This is a genomic window from Burkholderia sp. 567 (assembly GCF_040545115.1).
Taxonomy (GTDB): Bacteria; Pseudomonadota; Gammaproteobacteria; order Burkholderiales; family Burkholderiaceae; genus Burkholderia; species Burkholderia ambifaria.
Genome location: NZ_JBEPLG010000012.1, coordinates 105,209 through 123,574, shown reverse-complemented (window position 1 = coordinate 123,574; position 18,366 = coordinate 105,209). Strand labels below are relative to the sequence as shown.

The window sequence follows — 18,366 nt, the reverse complement described above, 5'->3', positions numbered from 1 at the left end:
AGCATGTGCGTGCTCGGTCACCCCGTCCGATACAACGGCTCGGCGAAGACCGCCGCGCACGAAACGCTCGCACGGTGGCAGCGTGAAGGGCGCTTGGTGCCCGTGTGTCCGGAACTCGCAGGGGGCATGAGCGTGCCGCGTCCGCCCGCCGAAATCGCGAACGGCGAATCGGGGCAACGCGTTCTGGCAGGTGCCGCGCGCATCGTCGACGTGCACGGTACCGACGTGACGGCGCAGTTCGTTGACGGCGCGCAGACCGCGCTCGCGCTGGCACGCGCGCACGATTGCCGCTTCGCGATCCTGGCGGACGGAAGTCCGTCGTGCGGAAGCCGTTTCATTTACGACGGGAGTTTTGCGGGCCGGCGGCTTGCCGGCGCCGGCGTGACGGCGGCGCTGCTGCGCCAGCATGGCGTCGAGGTATTCGCGGACACCGAGATCGACGCGCTCGCCGCGCGCCTCGCGCAACCATCGTCCGCTGAATGACGATGTGGCCGGCACGAAGATCGCGCGCGGCCACATCGTTCGAAAAGGAAACACGGTGAAGCGGCGCGCATGCCGCGCCGCTTCACCGCATCACGCGATCACACGCGCTCGATCGCGATCGCGATGCCTTGGCCGACGCCGATGCACATCGTGCACAGCGCGAAGCGGCCGTTGGTGCGATGCAGCTGGTACATCGCAGTCGTGACCAGACGCGCGCCCGACGCGCCGAGCGGATGGCCGAGCGCGATCGCGCCGCCGTTCGGGTTCACGCGAGGGTCGTCGTCGGCGACGCCGAGCATGCGCAGCACCGCGAGACCCTGCGACGCGAACGCTTCGTTCAGCTCGATCAAGTCGAACTGGTCGATCGTCATCCCGAGCCGCGCGAGCAACTTCTGCGTGGCCGGCGCGGGGCCGATGCCCATCACGCGCGGCGCGACGCCGGCTGTCGCGATGCCGAGCACGCGGGCGCGCGGCGTCAGGCCGAAGCGCTTCGCGGTAGCCTCGTTCGCGAGCAGCAGCGCAGCGGCGCCGTCGTTGACGCCCGACGCGTTGCCGGCCGTCACCGAGCCGTCCGGACGCACGACGCCCTTCAGTTTCGCGAGCGCTTCGAGCGACGTTTCGCGCGGATGCTCGTCACGCGAAAAGACGACCGGATCGCCCTTCTTCTGCGGAATCGTGACCGACACGATTTCCTCGGCGAGCGTGCCGTCCTGTTGCGCACGCGCGGCCTTCTGCTGGCTGCGCAGCGCGAACAGATCCTGATCGGCGCGGCTGATGTTGTAGTCGACCGCGACGTTCTCGCCCGTCTCCGGCATCGAATCCACGCCATGCAGCTGTTTCATCAGCGGATTGACGAAACGCCAGCCGATCGTCGTGTCGTAGATGTCGGCCTGCCGGGCGAACGCGCTGGCGGCCTTGCCCATCACGAACGGCGCACGCGTCATGCTTTCGACGCCGCCGGCCACCATCAGCGCGGCCTCGCCCGACTTGATCGCCCGCGCGGCCACGCCGACCGCGTCCATCCCGGAACCGCACAGGCGGTTGATCGTCGAACCCGGCACGCCCTCCGGCAGGCCCGCGAGCAGCGCGGACATGCGCGCGACGTTGCGGTTGTCCTCGCCGGCCTGGTTCGCGCAGCCGTAGATCACGTCGTCGATCGCCATCCAGTCGACGTCGCGGTTGCGCTCGACGAGCGCCTTGAGCGGCACCGCGCCGAGGTCGTCGGCGCGCACGCCGGACAGCGCGCCGCCGTAACGGCCGATCGGGGTACGAATCGCATCACACAGAAAAGCTTCGGTCATCAGTGTCTCCGGTCTCATGCAAAGCAGGGAAGTGAATGAAACGCGCCCCTTGCATTGCCCGCCGGGATGCGCTTAAATGTTCTATATACGAACATAAGATCGTGTATCGAACGTCCAACGCATCATATGGAGTGCGGGGACGACCTGTCAAGCGCCCGGTCGGCGGGGCGGTTGGCGTGTCAGGCCCCATGCGCTATCTTCTCGGCTGCACGACAATCCGACCGTTCATGACAACCGAAGACATCCAGACGAAACCCGGCGACTCCTATGTGCAGTCGTTCGCGCGCGGCCTCGCGGTGATCCGCGCGTTCGACGCCCAGCGCCCGGAGCAGACGCTCACCGAGGTCGCCTCGGCCACCGGGCTGACCCGCGCGGGCGCGCGCCGGATCCTGCTGACGCTGCAGACGCTCGGCTACGTCGAAGCGGACGGCCGGCTGTTCCGGCTCACGCCGAAGATCCTCGAGCTCGGCTTCGCGTATCTCACGTCGATGCCGTTCTGGAATCTCGCCGATCCGGTGATGGAGCAATTGTCCGCGCAGATCCACGAAAGCTGCTCGGCCGCCGTGCTCGACCGCACCGAGATCGTCTACGTGCTGCGCGTGCCGACCCGCAAGATCATGACGATCAACCTGTCGATCGGCAGCCGCCTGCCCGCGTACTGCACGTCGATGGGCCGCGTGCTGCTGTCCGCGCTCGACGACGCTGCGCTCGACGAAACGCTCGCGCAGAGCAACATCCGCGCGCACACGCCCCGCACGATCACCGACATCGGCGAGCTGAAGGCGACGATCGCGCAGGCGCGCCAGCAAGGTTGGGCCGTGGTCGACCAGGAACTGGAAGTGGGCCTGATGTCGATTTCCGCGCCGATCCGCAACCGGCGCGGGCAGGTGATCGCCGCGATGAACATCAGCGGCAACGCGCAGCGGCATACCGCGAAGCAGATGGTGAAGGAGTTTCTCGGGCCGCTGCAGCAGGCCGCGCAGACGGTGTCGGAGCTGGTGGCACGGCGCGGGTGAGGCGGCCTGGCGCGTGCGGGACGGTCCACCGCGGCAGGGGCGCCCGCGGTGTGCTGCCTCGATTGTCGTGTCGGCGATACGACGATTCATGCATAAAAAGACGGGCGGCATGCGCCGCCCGCTCAACTCTCTGACTCTATTGCAACGTCCTTCTCACGGAGGGCGGAGCGAACCCCGCACCCACCAATTTAGTGACGCGGCAAAGCGTGGTCAATTTGACTAGAACGAAATTGCGCGGCGCTTTTCGGTCAGCGTGCCGCCCGGCCGCTCACGGGCCCAGCAACATCCCCTTGCGCACCGGCACCGCCCCCGTCACGCGGCCGAGCGGCGCGCCGGCCGTCACGAAGCGGATCGCGCGCCGCATGTAGAACACGCCGTCGATGCTGCTCGATACCGTCGTGATCGCGTCGGTCAGCGGATCGACGATGTCGAACAGCGGATCGCCCGCGCGAATCGTCGCGCCGATCGCCGACCGACGGACGCGCCCCCCCTCGCCCGCCAGCCGGCGCGGATCACCGCCCGCGGCGCGGCACGTCAGTCCATCGACTCGCGCGCGGTCTCGCGCAGCATCGCCACCGCGATCAGCGACAGCACCACGCAGGCGGCCACATAGCCGGCCGGCGCGAGCTTGCTGCCGGTCGTCTTCACGAGCCAGGTCGCGACCAGCTGCGCGGTGCCGCCGAAAATCGTCACCGCGAGCGCATACGCGATAGAGATCCCCGTCGCGCGCACATGGCGCGGCAGCGATTCGCACATCAGCGCCATTTCGGATGCCGACCCGAGCGAATAGAACAGCAGCATCAGCGCGGTCAGCGGCAGGATCACGGACAGCGTCGGATGATGGTTCATCAGCCAGAACGCCGGGAACAGCAGCAGGACGAGCACGCCGCGCCCGACGAAGATCGGCATGCGCCGGCTGCCGAGGCGGTCCGACAGCCAGCCGAACAGCGGACACGTCACCAGCATCACGCAGCCCGACGCGACGCCGACGAACATCGACAGCTTCATCGGCAGCCCGAGCGTATGGATCGCGTAGGTCGGCATGTAGAGGTCAGGATGTAGGTCGACACCGTGCCGCCCATCACCGTCAGCATCAACAGCAGCACCGTGCGCGTGTGCCGCGAGAACAGCTCGCGCAGCACGCCGCGTTCGATGCCGTGATGGCTGTCGCCGGGCGCATCGTCCGCGAGCCGGCGGCGCAGGTACATGCCTACCGGTGCGATCAGCACGCCCACGAAGAACGGCAGGCGCCAGCCCCAGCCCTCGAGCGCGTCCTTCGTCAGCGTGTTCGACAGCAGCGCCGCGAAGCCCGAACCCATCAGCGCGGCGCCACCCTGCGTCGCGAGCTGCCAGCTCGCGCGGAACGCACGGTGCGACGTCCCGCCCTGCTCGATCAGCGTGGACGTCGCGGCGCCGAATTCGCCGCCCTGCGAGAAGCCCTGCATCAGCCGCGCGCAGACGACCAGCAGCGGCGCGGCCACGCCGGCCTGTGCGTAGGTCGGCGCGATCGCGATCAGGCCGGTGCCGAGCGCCATCAGCATGATCGTCAGGTTCAGCGCGGCCTTGCGGCCGCGGCGGTCCGCATAGACGCCGAGCACGACGCTGCCGAGCGGCCGCGTGAAGAAGCCGGCGGCAAACGTCGCGACCGACAGCAGCAGCGACGTGGTCGGGTCGCTCGACGGGAAGAACAGCTTGCCGATCAGTACTGCGAAAAAGCCGTACACGGTGAAATCGAAGAACTCCAGCCAGTTGCCGATCACGGCCGCCGCGATCGCGCCGCGCTTCGTGACGGCCGGTGCGCCGCGCGTATCGGTTCCGGCGGCGCCCGTCGACGCGGGGTGCAGCGCGAGATGGTCTTTCTGCATCGTTCGTCTCTCCTCTCAATGCGGCCGGAAGCGCCGGCCGGTCGTCGCCCGCCGCCGGGATTACTGCCCGAGGTAACGCTCCACGAGGCGCGTCCAGAACGCCGCGCCGATCGGCAGATTGCGATCGTTGAAGTCGTACTTCGGGTTGTGCACCATGCAGCCGTCTTCCCCTTCGCCGTTGCCGAGCCGCACGAACGAGCCGGGCCGCTGCTGCAGCATGAACGCGAAATCCTCGCTGCCCATCAGCAGGTCGGCCTGCTCGACGACGTGCGCGTCGCCGACCAGCTCGCGCGCGACCTGCGCGGCGAAATCCGTTTCGGCATCCGAATTGACGACGACCGGGTAGCCTTCGATGTACTCGACGTGTGCGGTCGCGCCGTAGCTCGCGGCCTGCGATTCGGCGAGCGCGACGATGCGGCGCTTCAGCAGCGCGCGCACTTCCGGGCTGAACGAACGCACGCTGAGCTCGAGGCGCGCGCCGTTCGGAATCACGTTGTTCGCGGTGCCCGCGTGCATCGAGCCGACCGTGACGACCGCCGGCTGCGACGGGTCGACGTTGCGCGCGACGATCGTCTGCAGCGCCATCACGATGCTGGCCGCGACGACCACCGGGTCGACCGTCAGGTGCGGCCGCGCCGCGTGGCCGCCGACACCCTCGATCGAGATGATCGCCTTGTCGCCGGCTGACATGAACGGGCCGCGCCGCGTGAGGAACACGCCGGGCGCCGCGCCCGGATGATTGTGCATGCCGAACACCGCGTCGCACGGAAAGCGCTCGAACAGGCCGTCGTCGATCATCTTCTTCGCGCCACTGTCGACGCCGTGCTCTTCGGCCGGCTGGAAATACAGGTGCACGGTGCCGGAGAAGTTGCGCGTCTTCGCGAGGTGCTGCGCGGCGCCGAGCAGCATCGTCGTGTGGCCGTCGTGGCCGCACGCGTGCATCTTGCCGTGCGTGCCGCTTGCATAAGGCAGGCCGGTTGCCTCGAGGATCGGCAGCGCATCCATGTCCGCGCGGATGCCGATGCTGCGCGTGCCGTCGCCGACCCGCAGCGTGCCGACCACACCCGTCTGCCCGACCCCGCGCGTCACCTGCCAGCCCCATTGCTCGAGCTTGTCCGCGACGAGCGCGGCCGTTTCATGCTCCTCGTACGCGAGTTCCGGGTGGTGGTGAATGTGATGGCGGATCTCACGCAGCCCGCCGGCGGCGGGCATGAGATCCTCGATTTCGGTGAATCGGACGTCGGTGGTCATCGAGCGGCTCCTGCTGAGGGGAAAGCGAGCCACTATATCGAGCCGATATCGGCTCAATAAGATGCGGAATTTTTCACCGCGATAAGTTTTTTTAATCAGGGTTAATACGGGGGCGTTCATGCGCGCGGCGACACGCCGATGTCCGCGGTGACAGCCCGCTTGATGTGTTGCATTGCATTGAGGAAGCGGCGGCCGCGCGAGCCGTCGAAAGACCGGGACGTTCGCGGCGAAGGTGTATCGCGACGCGGCCATGAGCGAACTCTCGACCTAGTCAAGCGCCCTGAGCTGACCCACCCTTGGAAGTATCCAGTTCTGCCAGCAGGACGCTGGTAGAACTGGATGGGCCAGCAACTCGGAAATCCGCCTGGGCGGCTATTACATCTGCGCGCCTTGCATCGACGGGTAATCGATGTAGCCTTCGGCGCCGCCAGCGTAGAAGGTATTACGGTCACCCGTGTTCAGCGGCGCGTTCGTCTTGAGGCGCTCCAGGAAGTCCGGGTTAGCCAGAATGGCCTGACCATAGGCCTCGATGTCCGCCAGACCGGCCTTGACGTCCGAGCCGATCTGCTCGCGCGGCCGGCTGGGGCGGTTGACGATCAGCACCGTCTTCCACAGCGCACGGATATCGGCCAGGAGCGGCTCGTTTCCCACGTGCAGAAGGTGGAGATAGGCCAAACCCAGTTTGTCCAGCTCGCGCACCAGATAGCGGTACAGGTCAGGACCTTCAGTACCCTCGTCAATGCCATTCATGGGAACGCCCGGCGACAGGCGGATACCGGTGCGACCCGGTCCGATTTCCTCGGCGATGGCCTTGGCGACTTCGATCGCGAATCGGGCACGGTTCTCGATCGATCCACCGTAGGCATCCGTCCGGGTGTTCGCGCTCGGTGCGATGAACTGGTGGATCAGATAGCCATTGGCACCATGGATCTCGACGCCATCGGCCCCAGCCTCGACGGCGCGGCGTGCGGCGATGCGGAAGTCGTTGACGGTCGCGGCGATCTCGTCAACGCTCAATGCACGTGGCTCCGGGATGTCGACCATGCCATTCAGCGTGAACATCTGGGCGCCCGGGGCAATTCGCGACGGCGCGACCGGCTGGCGATGGTGGGGGGTGTTGTCAGGGTGCGAAACACGCCCGACGTGCATCAACTGAATGAACAGACGGCTACCTTTGGCGTGCACGGCAGAAGCAACGCCGCGCCAGCCCGCTACATGCGCATCGGTGTAGATGCCGGGGGTGGCCAGATAACCCTGACCATCATCCGACGGCTGCGTACCTTCGCTGATCAACAGACCGACGCTGGCGCGCTGGGCATAGTACTCGGCCGCCAGGTCGCCGGGCGTGCCGTCCGGCTTGGCGCGACTGCGCGTCATGGGCGCCATCGCGAAGCGGTTGGATAGTTCGATTGCGCCCAGTTCAACAGGCTGCCAGATATGTGTCATTTTTCGTTCCTCTATATGTTCCGAATCGAGCACTCCGGGTGCCGGAGCGCATGCATTAGCCGATATTCAATGCCTGAACCAGCTGGCCACCTTCAGGCGTGCTCCAACTGCCGGCCAGTTCGGCGATGAGCTGGTTGGTGCTCGTCAAGGTGACGCCTGCACGCTCCATGCGGCGCAATGCAATGTCGTCGGCGATCTTGCTGGGCGAGCCACCTGCGTCGGCGACCACCTGCACCTCGTGGCCTTGTCCAACCAGGGTCAGCGCCGGGTACACCGTGCACACGTCGTTGGTGACGCCTGCCAGGATGAACTTCGTACGGCCGGTCGCCTTGACGGCAGCAGCGAACGCTTCGTCATCCATAGCATTGACGATGCCCGCGCGCTTGATGCGAGCAGCGAATTCGTCGGGAAGGATGGCTTCGATCTCGCTCAGCAGCGGGCCTTGGGCCGCCTCTTCCATGCTGGAAGTCAGCACCGTCGGAATATTGAGGATCTTGGCAGCCTTGGCAAGAATGATGGCATTCCTCTTCATTTCATCGAAGGATGTGGAAGTCACCCAGCCCATGGTACCGACCTGGTGGTCGATGAGGAGCAACGCTGCGCTCGCACCGGTGAGTCGTTGGAAAGTCACGATGTTCTCCTGGAGAAATTGACGTGCGGATTAAAGGTGGTGTGCAGGCACGATGGGGGAATCCAACGTGCCGAATTCACCGCGCTGGTAGGCGGCTATCGCGGATGCCAGCGCTGCACTCGAAGCCATGGCCATCGGGCCTTGCCAATGCACCGGCTGGCGTAACGGCGGTCCGCTGAAGAGCACGGCTTTTGCGTTACCTCGTGTCGCCGAAAGGACGAGTTCGTGTCCCGTCTTCTGCGCAGGAAACGCCGGCACGGCGAATTGCTCGCGCTCGAAAAGCTGCCCGTTGATCGCCAGGTCTCCGTGGATCGGCATCACGAATGCAGCATGTCCCGCCGGAACAGGCACGCAGAGTTCAGCGCCATCGTGCAGCGCGATATCGAGCAAGGTCAGCTCGGTCGGGGTTTCCAATGGCGACTTTGCACTACTGAAGGTTCCCAGAGGCACCCGCACCTTGGCGCCAGACGCATGGACCACCGGCACGTCGGAAGGCGCCAGGCTCAACGCGAACGGCGCGCCGTTCTGCCGCGCCTCGGGAAGGTTCACGAAGATCTGCAGGGTATGGACGGTCTTGCCTGTCTCGACGGGGAACTCTTCGTGCACCACGCCCCGCCCGGCGGCTGTCCAGTGCAGCCCACCAGGCTGGATCACATTGTGATTGCCGAGTGAATCACGATTGTCGATGCCGGTTTCCGAATCGAGGAACAGATAGGACACCGCAGAAAATCCGGCATGCGGATGGGCGGGAAACTGAGGGGCGCTGATCCATGCGTGGTCCACGCCCAGAATCGGGTCGATCGGCTCGCCGTTGCCGCCCTCCGCGCGCAACGAATAGGCGCGGAAGTGGCTGCTCAGATTCATCGGTCGCAGGCGGGATATCACCGGAGAGACGACAACTGGTTTTGCTCGCGCCGACGCCGTCACACCGCGCTCGTCGAGCAAGTCGCCTGGCCGGCCATCGGCCGGGGGTCGAATCGCATCGGGGGTAATTGATTGGCTCATGGTCAGGTCCGCTGAATCACAAGGCCCCATCATGAACCGGCGCGTATACGGGATAAACTACCTCCCGTAGAATTCATTGCTCCAATATTGGAGCAATGGTATGACCCATCTGGATGATATGGCGCTGTTCGTGGAAGTCGTGAAGGCCAAAGGGTTTCGGGGCGCGGCCGATGCGTTGGGCATGCCCAATTCAACCTTGTCCCGCCGTATAGGCGCCTTGGAAAAGGCGATCGGACTGCGGCTGCTGCATCGCACGACGCGCAAGGTTGAACCGACGGAAGCCGGGCTGCTGTACTACGAACGCAGCAAGCGCATCGTCGAGGAGGCCAGGCTCGTTCACGAGCAGCTCGGAGAAATGCTTGCGCAGCCCAGCGGGCTGTTGCGCGCGTCGTTCCCTGAAGGCTTCGCCAATATCTTCCTGGCTCCGTTGGTGGCCGAGTTTGCCCGACGCTATCCCGGCATACGCTTCGAGTTTGATTTATCCCCGCGCCTGGCAGATCTGGTGAGCGACCCGGTTGATGTCGCCATTCGCATGGGTGAGCCCGCCAACTCCAACCTGATCGCGCGCCAGCTTGCGCGATTGCCGCGACATCTCTACGCCTCACCTCGCTATCTCGATATGTTGGGCGAACCTCGGCATCCCGACGAGCTTGTCCAGCATGAATGTTTGCGACTGCGCGGATCAAAGTCCGATATCTGGACCGTGCAAAACAGAGATGAAACGCTGGACGTCGCAGTTGGAGGACGGTTTCTGCTCAACAGCGTCGGCATGATCCAACGCCTGGCAGCCCTGGACATGGGGATTGCCATATTGGCGGAGAGCATCGTTACCGATGACGTAGCCCAGGGGCGGTTACGTCGTGTGTTGCCACAGTGGGAGGCCACCCCGGTACCCGTCTATGCATTGACCGAAACCCGTCTGTTGCCGGCGAAGACCCAGCGGTTCATCGACTTCCTGCGAGAGCATCTCTCGAGCATCTGACGCATCCACATTGATCAGTGTGACGGTCGGACGATGACTGAATCGCTCAGGTGCGCGCCCAAGCGTCGGCATTTCCGGGCCCTCCGGGTTTTTCTACCTTTAGAACCCGGACTATTTCTTGGGTCAGGGCCAATTGGCACCTTTGTTTCGCAAATAGAGACGCCATTATTCCTCCGTCAATCAAGTCGTTCATTTCGCATTTTTATACAATAAATTCGTTGACGCACACACCCACAACGAAAAAGTAAATTTCTCGTTTTTAAAAAATTAAATCGTTTGTTATCGGATACTCCGCCGATATTGAGTATTTCTCTGGATTAACCGAGATTGATATGAAATTTTGCGATACGTGCCATCGCGAACACTGCTAAGGTGCGTCGGTGCGGCTGCGCGCATGGTCCGGCGAGCCTCGACAAGCCCTTGCGCGGTGTGCCGCCGCTGCAATGGGCGCCTTGCATCATTCGATTGTGCTTCTCTATTTTCATTGATAGCGGAACAGCCTCAGACGAAAATCTGGGACTGCGGCCAATGATGTCCGGATTTTGCGCGGAGGGGCGTCCCTTGCCGCGATTTCACCACGCCTTCCCGGTGTCATTTATCGCGATGAATCAGACACGTTATGACGCGTTACCGGACGAGTTGCGCGTTCAACTCGACAAGGCGTCACTATCCATTGAGGTTTTAAATCCTATGGGAAAGGTGGCATGAGCAATCCGATCAAGAATATCGTTATCGTCGGCGGCGGCACCGCGGGGTGGATGACCGCCTCGTACCTCGTCCGTGCGCTCCAGCAGCAGGCGAACATCACGCTCATCGAGTCCGCGGCGATCCCCCGCATCGGCGTGGGCGAGGCAACCATCCCGAGTTTGCAGAAGGTGTTCTTCGACTTCCTCGGAATACCCGAGCGGGAGTGGATGCCCCAGGTGAACGGCGCCTTCAAGGCCGCCATCAAGTTCGTGAACTGGAGGAAGTCTCCCGACCCTTCGCGCGACGATCATTTCTACCATCTGTTCGGCAACGTGCCGAACTGCGACGGCGTGCCGCTTACCCACTACTGGCTGCGCAAGCGCGAGCAGGGCTTCCAGCAGCCGATGGAGTACGCGTGCTATCCGCAGCCCGGCGCGCTCGACGGCAAGCTGGCACCGTGCCTGGCCGACGGCACGCGTCAGATGTCCCACGCGTGGCACTTCGACGCGCATCTGGTGGCCGACTTCCTGAAGCGCTGGGCCGTCGAACGCGGGGTGAAGCGCGTGGTCGACGAGGTCGTGGACGTTCACCTCGACGAGCGCGGCTACATCTCCAGCCTGTCCACCAAGGAGGGGCGCACGCTGGAGGCGGACCTGTTCATCGACTGCTCCGGCATGCGCGGGCTCCTGATCAATCAGGCCCTGAAGGAACCCTTCATCGACATGTCCGACCACCTGCTGTGCGATAGCGCGGTGGCCAGCGCCGTGCCCAACGACGACGTGCGGGACGGGATCGAGCCGTACACCTCGGCAATCGCCATGAACTCGGGGTGGACCTGGAAGATTCCGATGCTCGGCCGGTTCGGCAGCGGCTACGTCTTCTCGAGCAAGTTCACCTCACGCGACCAGGCTACCGCCGACTTCCTCAACCTCTGGGGCCTCTCGGACAATCAGCCGCTCAACCAGATCAAGTTCCGGGTCGGGCGCAACAGGCGCGCATGGGTCAACAACTGCGTGTCGATCGGGCTGTCGTCGTGCTTTCTGGAGCCGCTGGAATCGACGGGCATCTACTTCATCTACGCGGCGCTTTACCAGCTCGTCAAGCACTTCCCCGACACGTCGTTCGACCCGCGGCTGAGCGACGCCTTCAACGCCGAGATCGTCTACATGTTCGACGACTGCCGGGATTTCGTGCAGGCGCACTACTTCACCACGTCGCGCGAAGACACGCCGTTCTGGCTCGCGAACCGGCACGACCTGCGGCTTTCGGACGCGATCAAGGAGAAGGTTCAGCGCTACAAGGCGGGACTGCCGCTGACCACCACGTCGTTCGACGATTCGATGTACTACGAAACCTTCGACTACGAATTCAAGAACTTCTGGTTGAACGGCAACTACTACTGCATCTTTGCCGGCTTGGGGCTACTGCCCGACCGGTCGCTGCCGCTGTTGCAGCACCGACCGAAGTCGATCGAGAAGGCCGAGGCGATGTTCGCCAGCATCCGGCGCGAGGCCGAGCGTCTGCGCACGAGCCTGCCGACGAACTACGACTACCTGCGCTCGTTGCGTGACGGCGACGCGGGGCTATCTCGCAGCCAGCGCGGGTCGACGCTCGCGACGCAGGAAATCCTGTAGTGGAGCGCACCCTGGACCGGGTAGGCGCATTCGCGGCCACGCACGCCGCGGTGGCGGCCTGCGATCCGTTGCAGGCGCGCGCGCTCGTTCTGCGGCTGCCGGGCCTGAACCGTAAAAAGGACGTGCCCGGCATCGTCGGCCTGTTGCGCGAGTTCCTCCCGGCGCGCGGCGCGCCCGCCGGCTGGGGCTTCGTCGAAGCCGCCGCCGCGATGCGGGACATCGGGTTCTTCCTCGGGTCGCTCAAGCGGCACGGACACGAGCCCGCGGACGCGGTACCCGGGCTCGAGCCGGTGCTGCTCGACCTGGCGCGCGCGACCGACCTGCCGCCGCGCGAGACGCTCCTGCATGTGACGGTCTGGAACCCCGCGGCGGCCGACGCGCAGCGCAGCTACACCGGGCTCCCCGACGAAGCGCACCTGCTCGAGAGCGTGCGCATCTCGATGGCGGCGCTCGAGGCGGCCATCGCGGTGACCGTCGAGCTGTCCGACGTGTCGCTGCGCTCGCCCGCGTTCGCGCAGGGTTGCGACGAGCTGGCAGCCTATCTGCAGAAAATGGTCGAGTCGATCGTGTACGCGTACCGCTTCATCTCGCTGCAGGTTTTCTACGACGAGCTGCGCCCCTACTACGAACCGATTCGCATCGGAGGCCAGAGCTACCTCGGCCCCGGTGCCGTGGAGATGCCCCTCTTCGTACTGGAGCACGTGCTGTGGGGCTCGCAATCGGACCACCAGGCTTATCGAGAATTCAAGGAGACGTACCTGCCCTACGTGCTTCCCGCGTTCCGTGCGGTCTACGCGCGATTCGCCGGCGAGCCGGCGCTCCTCGACCGCGCGCTCGGCGAGGCGCATGCGATCGGCACGCGGAGCGAGCCCGTGCGGGCCGGGCTGGCGGCCCTCGACCGGGTCTTCGAGGTTCTGCTGCGCTTCCGGGCGCCTCACGTCAAATTGGCTGAGCGGGCGTATGAAGTCGGGCGAAGCGGCCCCAGCATCGGCAGCGGCGGGTACGCGCCCAGCATGCTCGGCGATCTGCTCACGCTCACGCGCGCCGCGCGGTCCCGCATCCGCGCCGCGCTCGACGCATCCTGACACACGCGGCCATGTGTTCCATCTCACAAGGAGAGTTTGCCCCCATGACTCAGATGAGCCCCGCGAACGGGCGCGATAGCAACCACTTCGACGTGATCATCCTCGGCTCGGGCATGTCCGGCACCCAGATGGGCGCCATCCTGGCCAAACAACAGTTTCGGGTACTGATCATCGAGGAGTCGTCGCACCCGCGGTTCACGATCGGCGAATCGTCGATCCCCGAGACGTCTCTGATGAACCGCATCATCGCCGATCGCTACGGCATTCCGGAGCTCGACCACATCACGTCGTTCTACTCGACGCAGCGTTACGTCGCGTCGAGCACGGGCATCAAGCGCAACTTCGGCTTCGTGTTCCACAAGCCCGGCCAGGAGCACGACCCGAAGGAGTTCACGCAGTGCGTGATTCCCGAGCTGCCGTGGGGTCCGGAAAGCCATTATTACCGGCAAGACGTGGACGCCTACCTGTTGCAAGCCGCCATCAAATACGGCTGCACGGTCCGCCAGAGGACGAGCGTGACCGAATATCACGCGGACAAGGACGGCGTCGCGGTGACCACCGCCCAGGGCGACCGGTTCACCGGCCGGTACATGATCGACTGCGGCGGGCCGCGCGCGCCGCTCGCGACCAAGTTCGGGCTCCGCGAAGAACCGTGTCGCTTCAAGACGCACTCGCGCAGCCTCTACACGCACATGCTCGGCGTCAAGCCGTTCGACGACATCTTCAAGGTCAAGGGGCAGCGCTGGCGCTGGCACGAAGGAACCCTGCACCACATGTTCGACGGCGGCTGGCTCTGGGTGATTCCGTTCAACAACCACCCGCGGTCGACCAACAACCTGGTGAGCGTCGGCCTGCAGCTCGACCCGCGCGTCTACCCGAAAACGGATATCCCCGCGCAGCAGGAATTCGACGAGTTCCTCGCGCGGTTCCCGAGCATCGGCGCGCAGTTCCGCGACGCCGTGCCGGTGCGCGACTGGGTCAGGACCGACCGCCTGCAGTTCTCGTCGAGCGCCTGCGTCGGCGACCGCTACTGCCTGATGCTGCACGCGAACGGGTTCATCGATCCGCTGTTCTCCCGCGGGCTCGAGAACACCGCGGTGACGATCCACGCGCTCGCGGCACGCCTCATCAAGGCGCTGCGCGACGACGACTTCTCCCCCGAGCGCTTCGAGTACATCGAGCGCCTGCAGCAGAAGCTGCTGGACCACAACGACGACTTCGTCAGCTGCTGCTACACGGCGTTCAAGGACTTCCGGCTGTGGGACGCGTTCCACAGGCTGTGGGCGGTCGGCACGATCCTCGGACAGTTCCGGCTCGTGCAAGCCCACGCGAGGTTCCGCGCGTCGCGCGACGAGGGCGACCTCGATCACCTCGACAACGACCCGCCGTACCTCGGCTACCTGTGCGCGGACATGGAGGAGTACTACCAGTTGTTCAACGACGCCAAGGCCGAGGTCGAGGCCGTGAGCGCCGGGCTAAAGCCGGCCGAGGAAGCGGCGGCGCGGATTCATGCGCTCATCGACGAACGCGAGTTCGCCAAGCCGATGTTCGGCTTCGGGTACTGCATCACCGGGGACAAGCCGCAGCTCAACAACTCGAAGTACAGCCTGCTGCCGGCGATGAAGCTGATGTACTGGACGCAAACCAGCGCACCGGCAGAGGTGAAAAAGTACTTCGACTACAACCCGATGTTCGCGTTGCTCAGGGCGTACATCACGACCCGCATCGGCCTGGCGCTGAAGTAATCGACCGACGACCTCACAAAAAACGATGGACGACATTCAATTCGATCAACCGAGCGTCAAGGAGCCTCCCCAGGCAGCGTACGACGCGACCACGCGCGTGGCGGCGAGCTGGTACGTCGCGATGCGCTCGGACGCCCTCAAGGACAAGCCGACGGAGTTGACGCTGTTCGGCCGTCCGTGCGTGGCGTGGCGCGGCACGACGGGGCGGGCCGTGGTGATGGACCGCCACTGCGCGCACCTCGGCGCGAACCTGGCCGACGGGCAGATCAAGGACGGGTGCATCCAGTGCCCGTTTCACCACTGGCGCTACGACGAGCAGGGCCAGTGCGTTCACATCCCCGGCCACAGCGAGGCGGTGAGCCGGCTGGAGCCCGTGCCGCGCGGGGCGCGCCAGCCGACGCTGGTCACCGCCGAGCGATACGGTTACGTGTGGGTCTGGTACGGTTCGCCGCAGCCGCTGCACCCGCTGCCCGAAATCGCCGCGGCCGACGTCGACAACGGCGACTTCATGCACGTGCACTTCGCGTTCGAGACGACGACGGCGGTGTTGCGGATCGTCGAGAACTTCTACGACGCGCAGCACGCGACTCCCGTGCATGCGCTGCCGATCTCGGCCTTCGAGCTCAAGCTCTTCGACGATTGGCGCCCGTGGCCGGAGGTCGAGTCGCTGGCCCGGGCGGGCGCGTGGTTCGGCGCCGGGATCGACTTCACCGTGAACCGGTACTTCGGGCCCCTCGGCATGCTGTCGCGCGCGCTCGGCATGGACATGTCGCAGATGAACCTGCACTTCGACGGCTACCCCGGCGGGTGCGTCATGACGGTCGCGCTGGACGGCAACGTCAAATACAAGCTGCTCCAGTGCGTGACGCCGGTGAGCGACGGCAAGAACGTCATGCACATGCTCATCTCGATCAAGAAGGTGGGCGGGATCCTGCGCCGCGCGACCGACTTCGTGCTGTTCGGGCTGCAGACCAAGCAGGCCGCGGGGTACGACGTCAAGATATGGAACGGGATGAAGCCGGACGGCGGTGGGGCGTACAGCAAGTACGACAAGCTCGTGCTCAAGTACCGCGCGTTCTACCGGGGGTGGGTCGACCGTGTCGCGGAGCCAGCCACACGACCGGGCCGCCGCGAGTGAGCGGCGAGATATGCGCCGTTCGAAGCCTCGGGCGGCGTTCCTCGCAATCCTTCACTTGATCCTGACGACGACCTTGCCCTTGGCGCGTCCTTGGGCCAGGTATTCCAGTGCATCCTTTGCTTGTTCAAACGGAAATACCTTGTCGATCACAGGATGGATACGTTCGGATTCGAGCAATTTTCCGATCTCGGCGAGTTGAGCACCGTCGGGGCGTACGAAGAGAAACGAGTAGGTAACGCCTCGCTTTTTCGCAAGCCGCATGATCTTGCGGCTCATCAGGCTGAATACGAACTGCAGGATGAAGTTCAGCCCGCGAGCACGGGCGAACGCTGCGTCCAGCGGCCCGATAAGAGAGACGATCTTTCCGCCCGGCTTCAGGATTCCTACCGATTTTTCAACCGCATCGCCCCTGATCGTGCCAAGCACCACATCGTAGTCGTGCAGCACCTTCTCGAACGCTTGCTTCTTGTAGTCGATTACTTCGTCCGCGCCGAGGCTTGTCACCAACGTGATATTGCCCGTGCTGGTATTGGTTCCCACCTTGGCGCCGAAATATTTGGCCAGCTGGATCGCGAATGTTCCAATGCCGCCGGACCCCGCGGGAATGAACACCTTCTGACCCGGCTGAAGATTGGCACGCTCCTTCAGTGCTTGCCATGAAGTGAGCCCGACCATTGGGACCGAGGCGGCCTGCACGAAGTCCAGATTGACCGGTTTCGGGGCTGCAGCGCTCTCCGGCACCACGGCAAATTCGGCGATGGATCCTCTTCCAAGGTCGAACAGGCTTGCAAAGACGGCGTCGCCTTTCTTGAAGCGAGTGACGCGGCTGCCGACATCGATCACGATACCGGCCAGATCGCTACCCATGATCGCGGGCAACTGGAACTTCACGACGGGTTTGAACATGCCCGTTGGAATCATGTTGTCGATCGGGTTCACCCCCGCGGCGTGAACCTCAACCAGCAGTTCGTCGGGCTCGAGCGTGGGGCGCGGCACTTCGGCGAACCCGATCTCGGGTGATTTGCCATAGCGTTTGAATGTGAGTGCTTTCATGTTGCGCTTGCTCCGATGCTGCGTTGTATTCGCGAGAAACTTCATTGCGACAGAAATTCCAGTGCCCGGGGTACGAAGTTGGCGTAATGCTGGAAGATTCCACCGTGGCCAGCGTCCTGATAAATGACGAGTTGCGCCTGCGGGATGCGGCGGGCCATATCGTGGCTGAGCGCGGTGGGCACCATGATGTCGTTATCCCCATTGGCGATCAGGACAGGCATCGGCAGACTCGCGAGGTCCTGCGGCGCCTGCTGGCCCCACGCCCTGATCGCCTTGAGTTGATGAAGAAAGGCGCGAGGCGTCGGCCCCTTGTCGCGGCCGGCCTTACGTTCCTTCAACCGTTTCAAGAAGGCGCTTGCCGCCTGCTGGCCGTTGGTTGTGGACGTGAAGAACAGAGACGCCTTCGGATCGCGCAGCGTGAGCACGCCTTTGAGCATGAGTGGCCACGACACGGCACCCACACGATCGATACCGTGACCGCCGGCAGGGCCCGTGCCAGTGAGGATGAGCTTGCGCACCAGGCCGGGCGCCTTGAGCGCCACGTCCTGCGCGACGAAGCCGCCAAGCGAGAAGCCGAGCAGATCCACTTGATCGAAACCCATCGCATGAATCAGCGCAATGGTGTCGCGCGCCATCTCGTCGACGATCACGGGCGCGATGCCACCGGACAAGCCAATGCCTCGATAGTCGATCGCGATGACGCGATGTTTTTGCGCCAAGCCGTCGACGATGCGCGGGTCGAAGTTGTCCAGCACGGCGCCCCAATGGTTCAGCAAAACCAAAGGAATGCCGCCGTGCGGCCCCAGTTCACGGTAGGCGAAGCGGGTTCCAGCCGCGTTGACGAACTTGTTCGGTGCCCGTGCATACGACGTCGTCGATTGGGTGTCTGGGTTGATGCTCTGCATCATTCACTCCTGGGTGCTGCTTTCATGTGTCGAGCATCATGCTGACCGGGAAAAAGGTGGGACTTCAATCCGCGCCGCAAACCGATGCTCAAGTGTGGCCTCAACCATCGATTCGGACAACGACTCTTCGTCGACTGCG

15 protein-coding genes and 1 pseudogene are annotated in these 18,366 nt (G+C 64.4%); 8 read left to right on the top strand and 8 right to left on the bottom strand.

All coding sequences use genetic code 11. The annotated features are described in order from the left end of the window. Positions 1-3 precede the first annotated feature (3 nt). Positions 4-483 (top strand): 2-thiouracil desulfurase family protein, encoded by a 480-nt coding sequence (locus ABIC50_RS29015; RefSeq protein ID WP_425102803.1) that lies wholly within the window; start codon positions 4-6, stop codon positions 481-483. A gap of 98 nt (positions 484-581) precedes the next feature. Here the strand turns inward: ABIC50_RS29015 and pcaF are convergent, their stop codons facing one another. Beyond that, complete coding sequence (gene pcaF, locus ABIC50_RS29010; RefSeq protein WP_354168315.1) at positions 582-1,784, bottom strand: 3-oxoadipyl-CoA thiolase; 1,203 nt, start codon at positions 1,782-1,784, stop codon at positions 582-584. Positions 1,785-2,011: 227 nt separating this feature from the next. Here pcaF and ABIC50_RS29005 point away from each other — a divergent pair, with 227 nt between their 5' ends. After that, the gene (locus ABIC50_RS29005) at positions 2,012-2,800 is read left to right on the top strand and encodes an IclR family transcriptional regulator (protein WP_165753879.1); all 789 of its coding nucleotides are present in this window, start codon (positions 2,012-2,014) and stop codon (positions 2,798-2,800) included. A 534-nt stretch (positions 2,801-3,334) separates the two neighbouring features. On the opposite strand, the pseudogene ABIC50_RS29000 reads toward ABIC50_RS29005, so the two are convergent. The 5 genes and pseudogenes from ABIC50_RS29000 to ABIC50_RS28980 all read right to left on the bottom strand — a co-directional run bounded on the left by ABIC50_RS29000 (position 3,335) and on the right by ABIC50_RS28980 (position 8,998). After that, positions 3,335-4,665: pseudogene (locus tag ABIC50_RS29000) on the bottom strand (MFS transporter). A gap of 60 nt (positions 4,666-4,725) precedes the next feature. After that, the gene (locus ABIC50_RS28995; protein ID WP_175714115.1) at positions 4,726-5,916 is read right to left on the bottom strand and encodes a M20 aminoacylase family protein; all 1,191 of its coding nucleotides are present in this window, start codon (positions 5,914-5,916) and stop codon (positions 4,726-4,728) included. A 375-nt stretch (positions 5,917-6,291) separates the two neighbouring features. Next, entirely contained in the window at positions 6,292-7,362 is a 1,071-nt protein-coding gene (locus tag ABIC50_RS28990) for an alkene reductase (protein ID WP_165753882.1), read from the bottom strand. A gap of 55 nt (positions 7,363-7,417) precedes the next feature. After that, positions 7,418-7,993 (bottom strand): isochorismatase family protein, encoded by a 576-nt coding sequence (locus ABIC50_RS28985; protein ID WP_354168314.1) that lies wholly within the window; start codon positions 7,991-7,993, stop codon positions 7,418-7,420. A 30-nt stretch (positions 7,994-8,023) separates the two neighbouring features. Beyond that, complete coding sequence (locus tag ABIC50_RS28980) at positions 8,024-8,998, bottom strand: pirin family protein (protein WP_354168312.1); 975 nt, start codon at positions 8,996-8,998, stop codon at positions 8,024-8,026. Positions 8,999-9,098: 100 nt separating this feature from the next. Here ABIC50_RS28980 and ABIC50_RS28975 point away from each other — a divergent pair, with 100 nt between their 5' ends. From ABIC50_RS28975 to prnD, 6 genes are all read left to right on the top strand, one after another. Beyond that, positions 9,099-9,980, top strand: a complete 882-nt coding sequence (locus ABIC50_RS28975; RefSeq protein WP_175746521.1) for a LysR family transcriptional regulator — start codon at positions 9,099-9,101, stop codon at positions 9,978-9,980. 528 nt (positions 9,981-10,508) lie between these two features. Beyond that, positions 10,509-10,688 (top strand): hypothetical protein, encoded by a 180-nt coding sequence (locus tag ABIC50_RS28970; protein ID WP_338329127.1) that lies wholly within the window; start codon positions 10,509-10,511, stop codon positions 10,686-10,688. Continuing rightward, on the top strand, positions 10,685-12,301 hold the full coding sequence (prnA, locus tag ABIC50_RS28965; protein WP_354168310.1) for a tryptophan 7-halogenase PrnA: 1,617 nt from the start codon (positions 10,685-10,687) through the stop codon (positions 12,299-12,301). Before ABIC50_RS28970 ends, prnA begins: the two co-directional genes overlap by 4 nt. Continuing rightward, the gene (gene prnB / locus ABIC50_RS28960; RefSeq protein ID WP_354168308.1) at positions 12,301-13,386 is read left to right on the top strand and encodes a monodechloroaminopyrrolnitrin synthase PrnB; all 1,086 of its coding nucleotides are present in this window, start codon (positions 12,301-12,303) and stop codon (positions 13,384-13,386) included. The genes prnA and prnB overlap by 1 nt, the downstream gene beginning before the upstream one ends. 44 nt (positions 13,387-13,430) lie before the next feature. Continuing rightward, on the top strand, positions 13,431-15,131 hold the full coding sequence (prnC, locus tag ABIC50_RS28955) for a monodechloroaminopyrrolnitrin halogenase PrnC (RefSeq protein ID WP_354168306.1): 1,701 nt from the start codon (positions 13,431-13,433) through the stop codon (positions 15,129-15,131). Between the two features lie 25 nt (positions 15,132-15,156). Next, the gene (gene prnD / locus ABIC50_RS28950; RefSeq protein ID WP_354168304.1) at positions 15,157-16,269 is read left to right on the top strand and encodes an aminopyrrolnitrin oxygenase PrnD; all 1,113 of its coding nucleotides are present in this window, start codon (positions 15,157-15,159) and stop codon (positions 16,267-16,269) included. Positions 16,270-16,320: 51 nt separating this feature from the next. On the opposite strand, the gene ABIC50_RS28945 is transcribed toward prnD, so the two are convergent. Both ABIC50_RS28945 and ABIC50_RS28940 read right to left on the bottom strand, forming a co-directional pair. Then, positions 16,321-17,322 (bottom strand): NADP-dependent oxidoreductase, encoded by a 1,002-nt coding sequence (locus ABIC50_RS28945; protein WP_354168302.1) that lies wholly within the window; start codon positions 17,320-17,322, stop codon positions 16,321-16,323. 41 nt (positions 17,323-17,363) lie between these two features. Next, complete coding sequence (locus ABIC50_RS28940) at positions 17,364-18,227, bottom strand: alpha/beta fold hydrolase (protein ID WP_354168300.1); 864 nt, start codon at positions 18,225-18,227, stop codon at positions 17,364-17,366. Positions 18,228-18,366 lie beyond the last annotated feature (139 nt).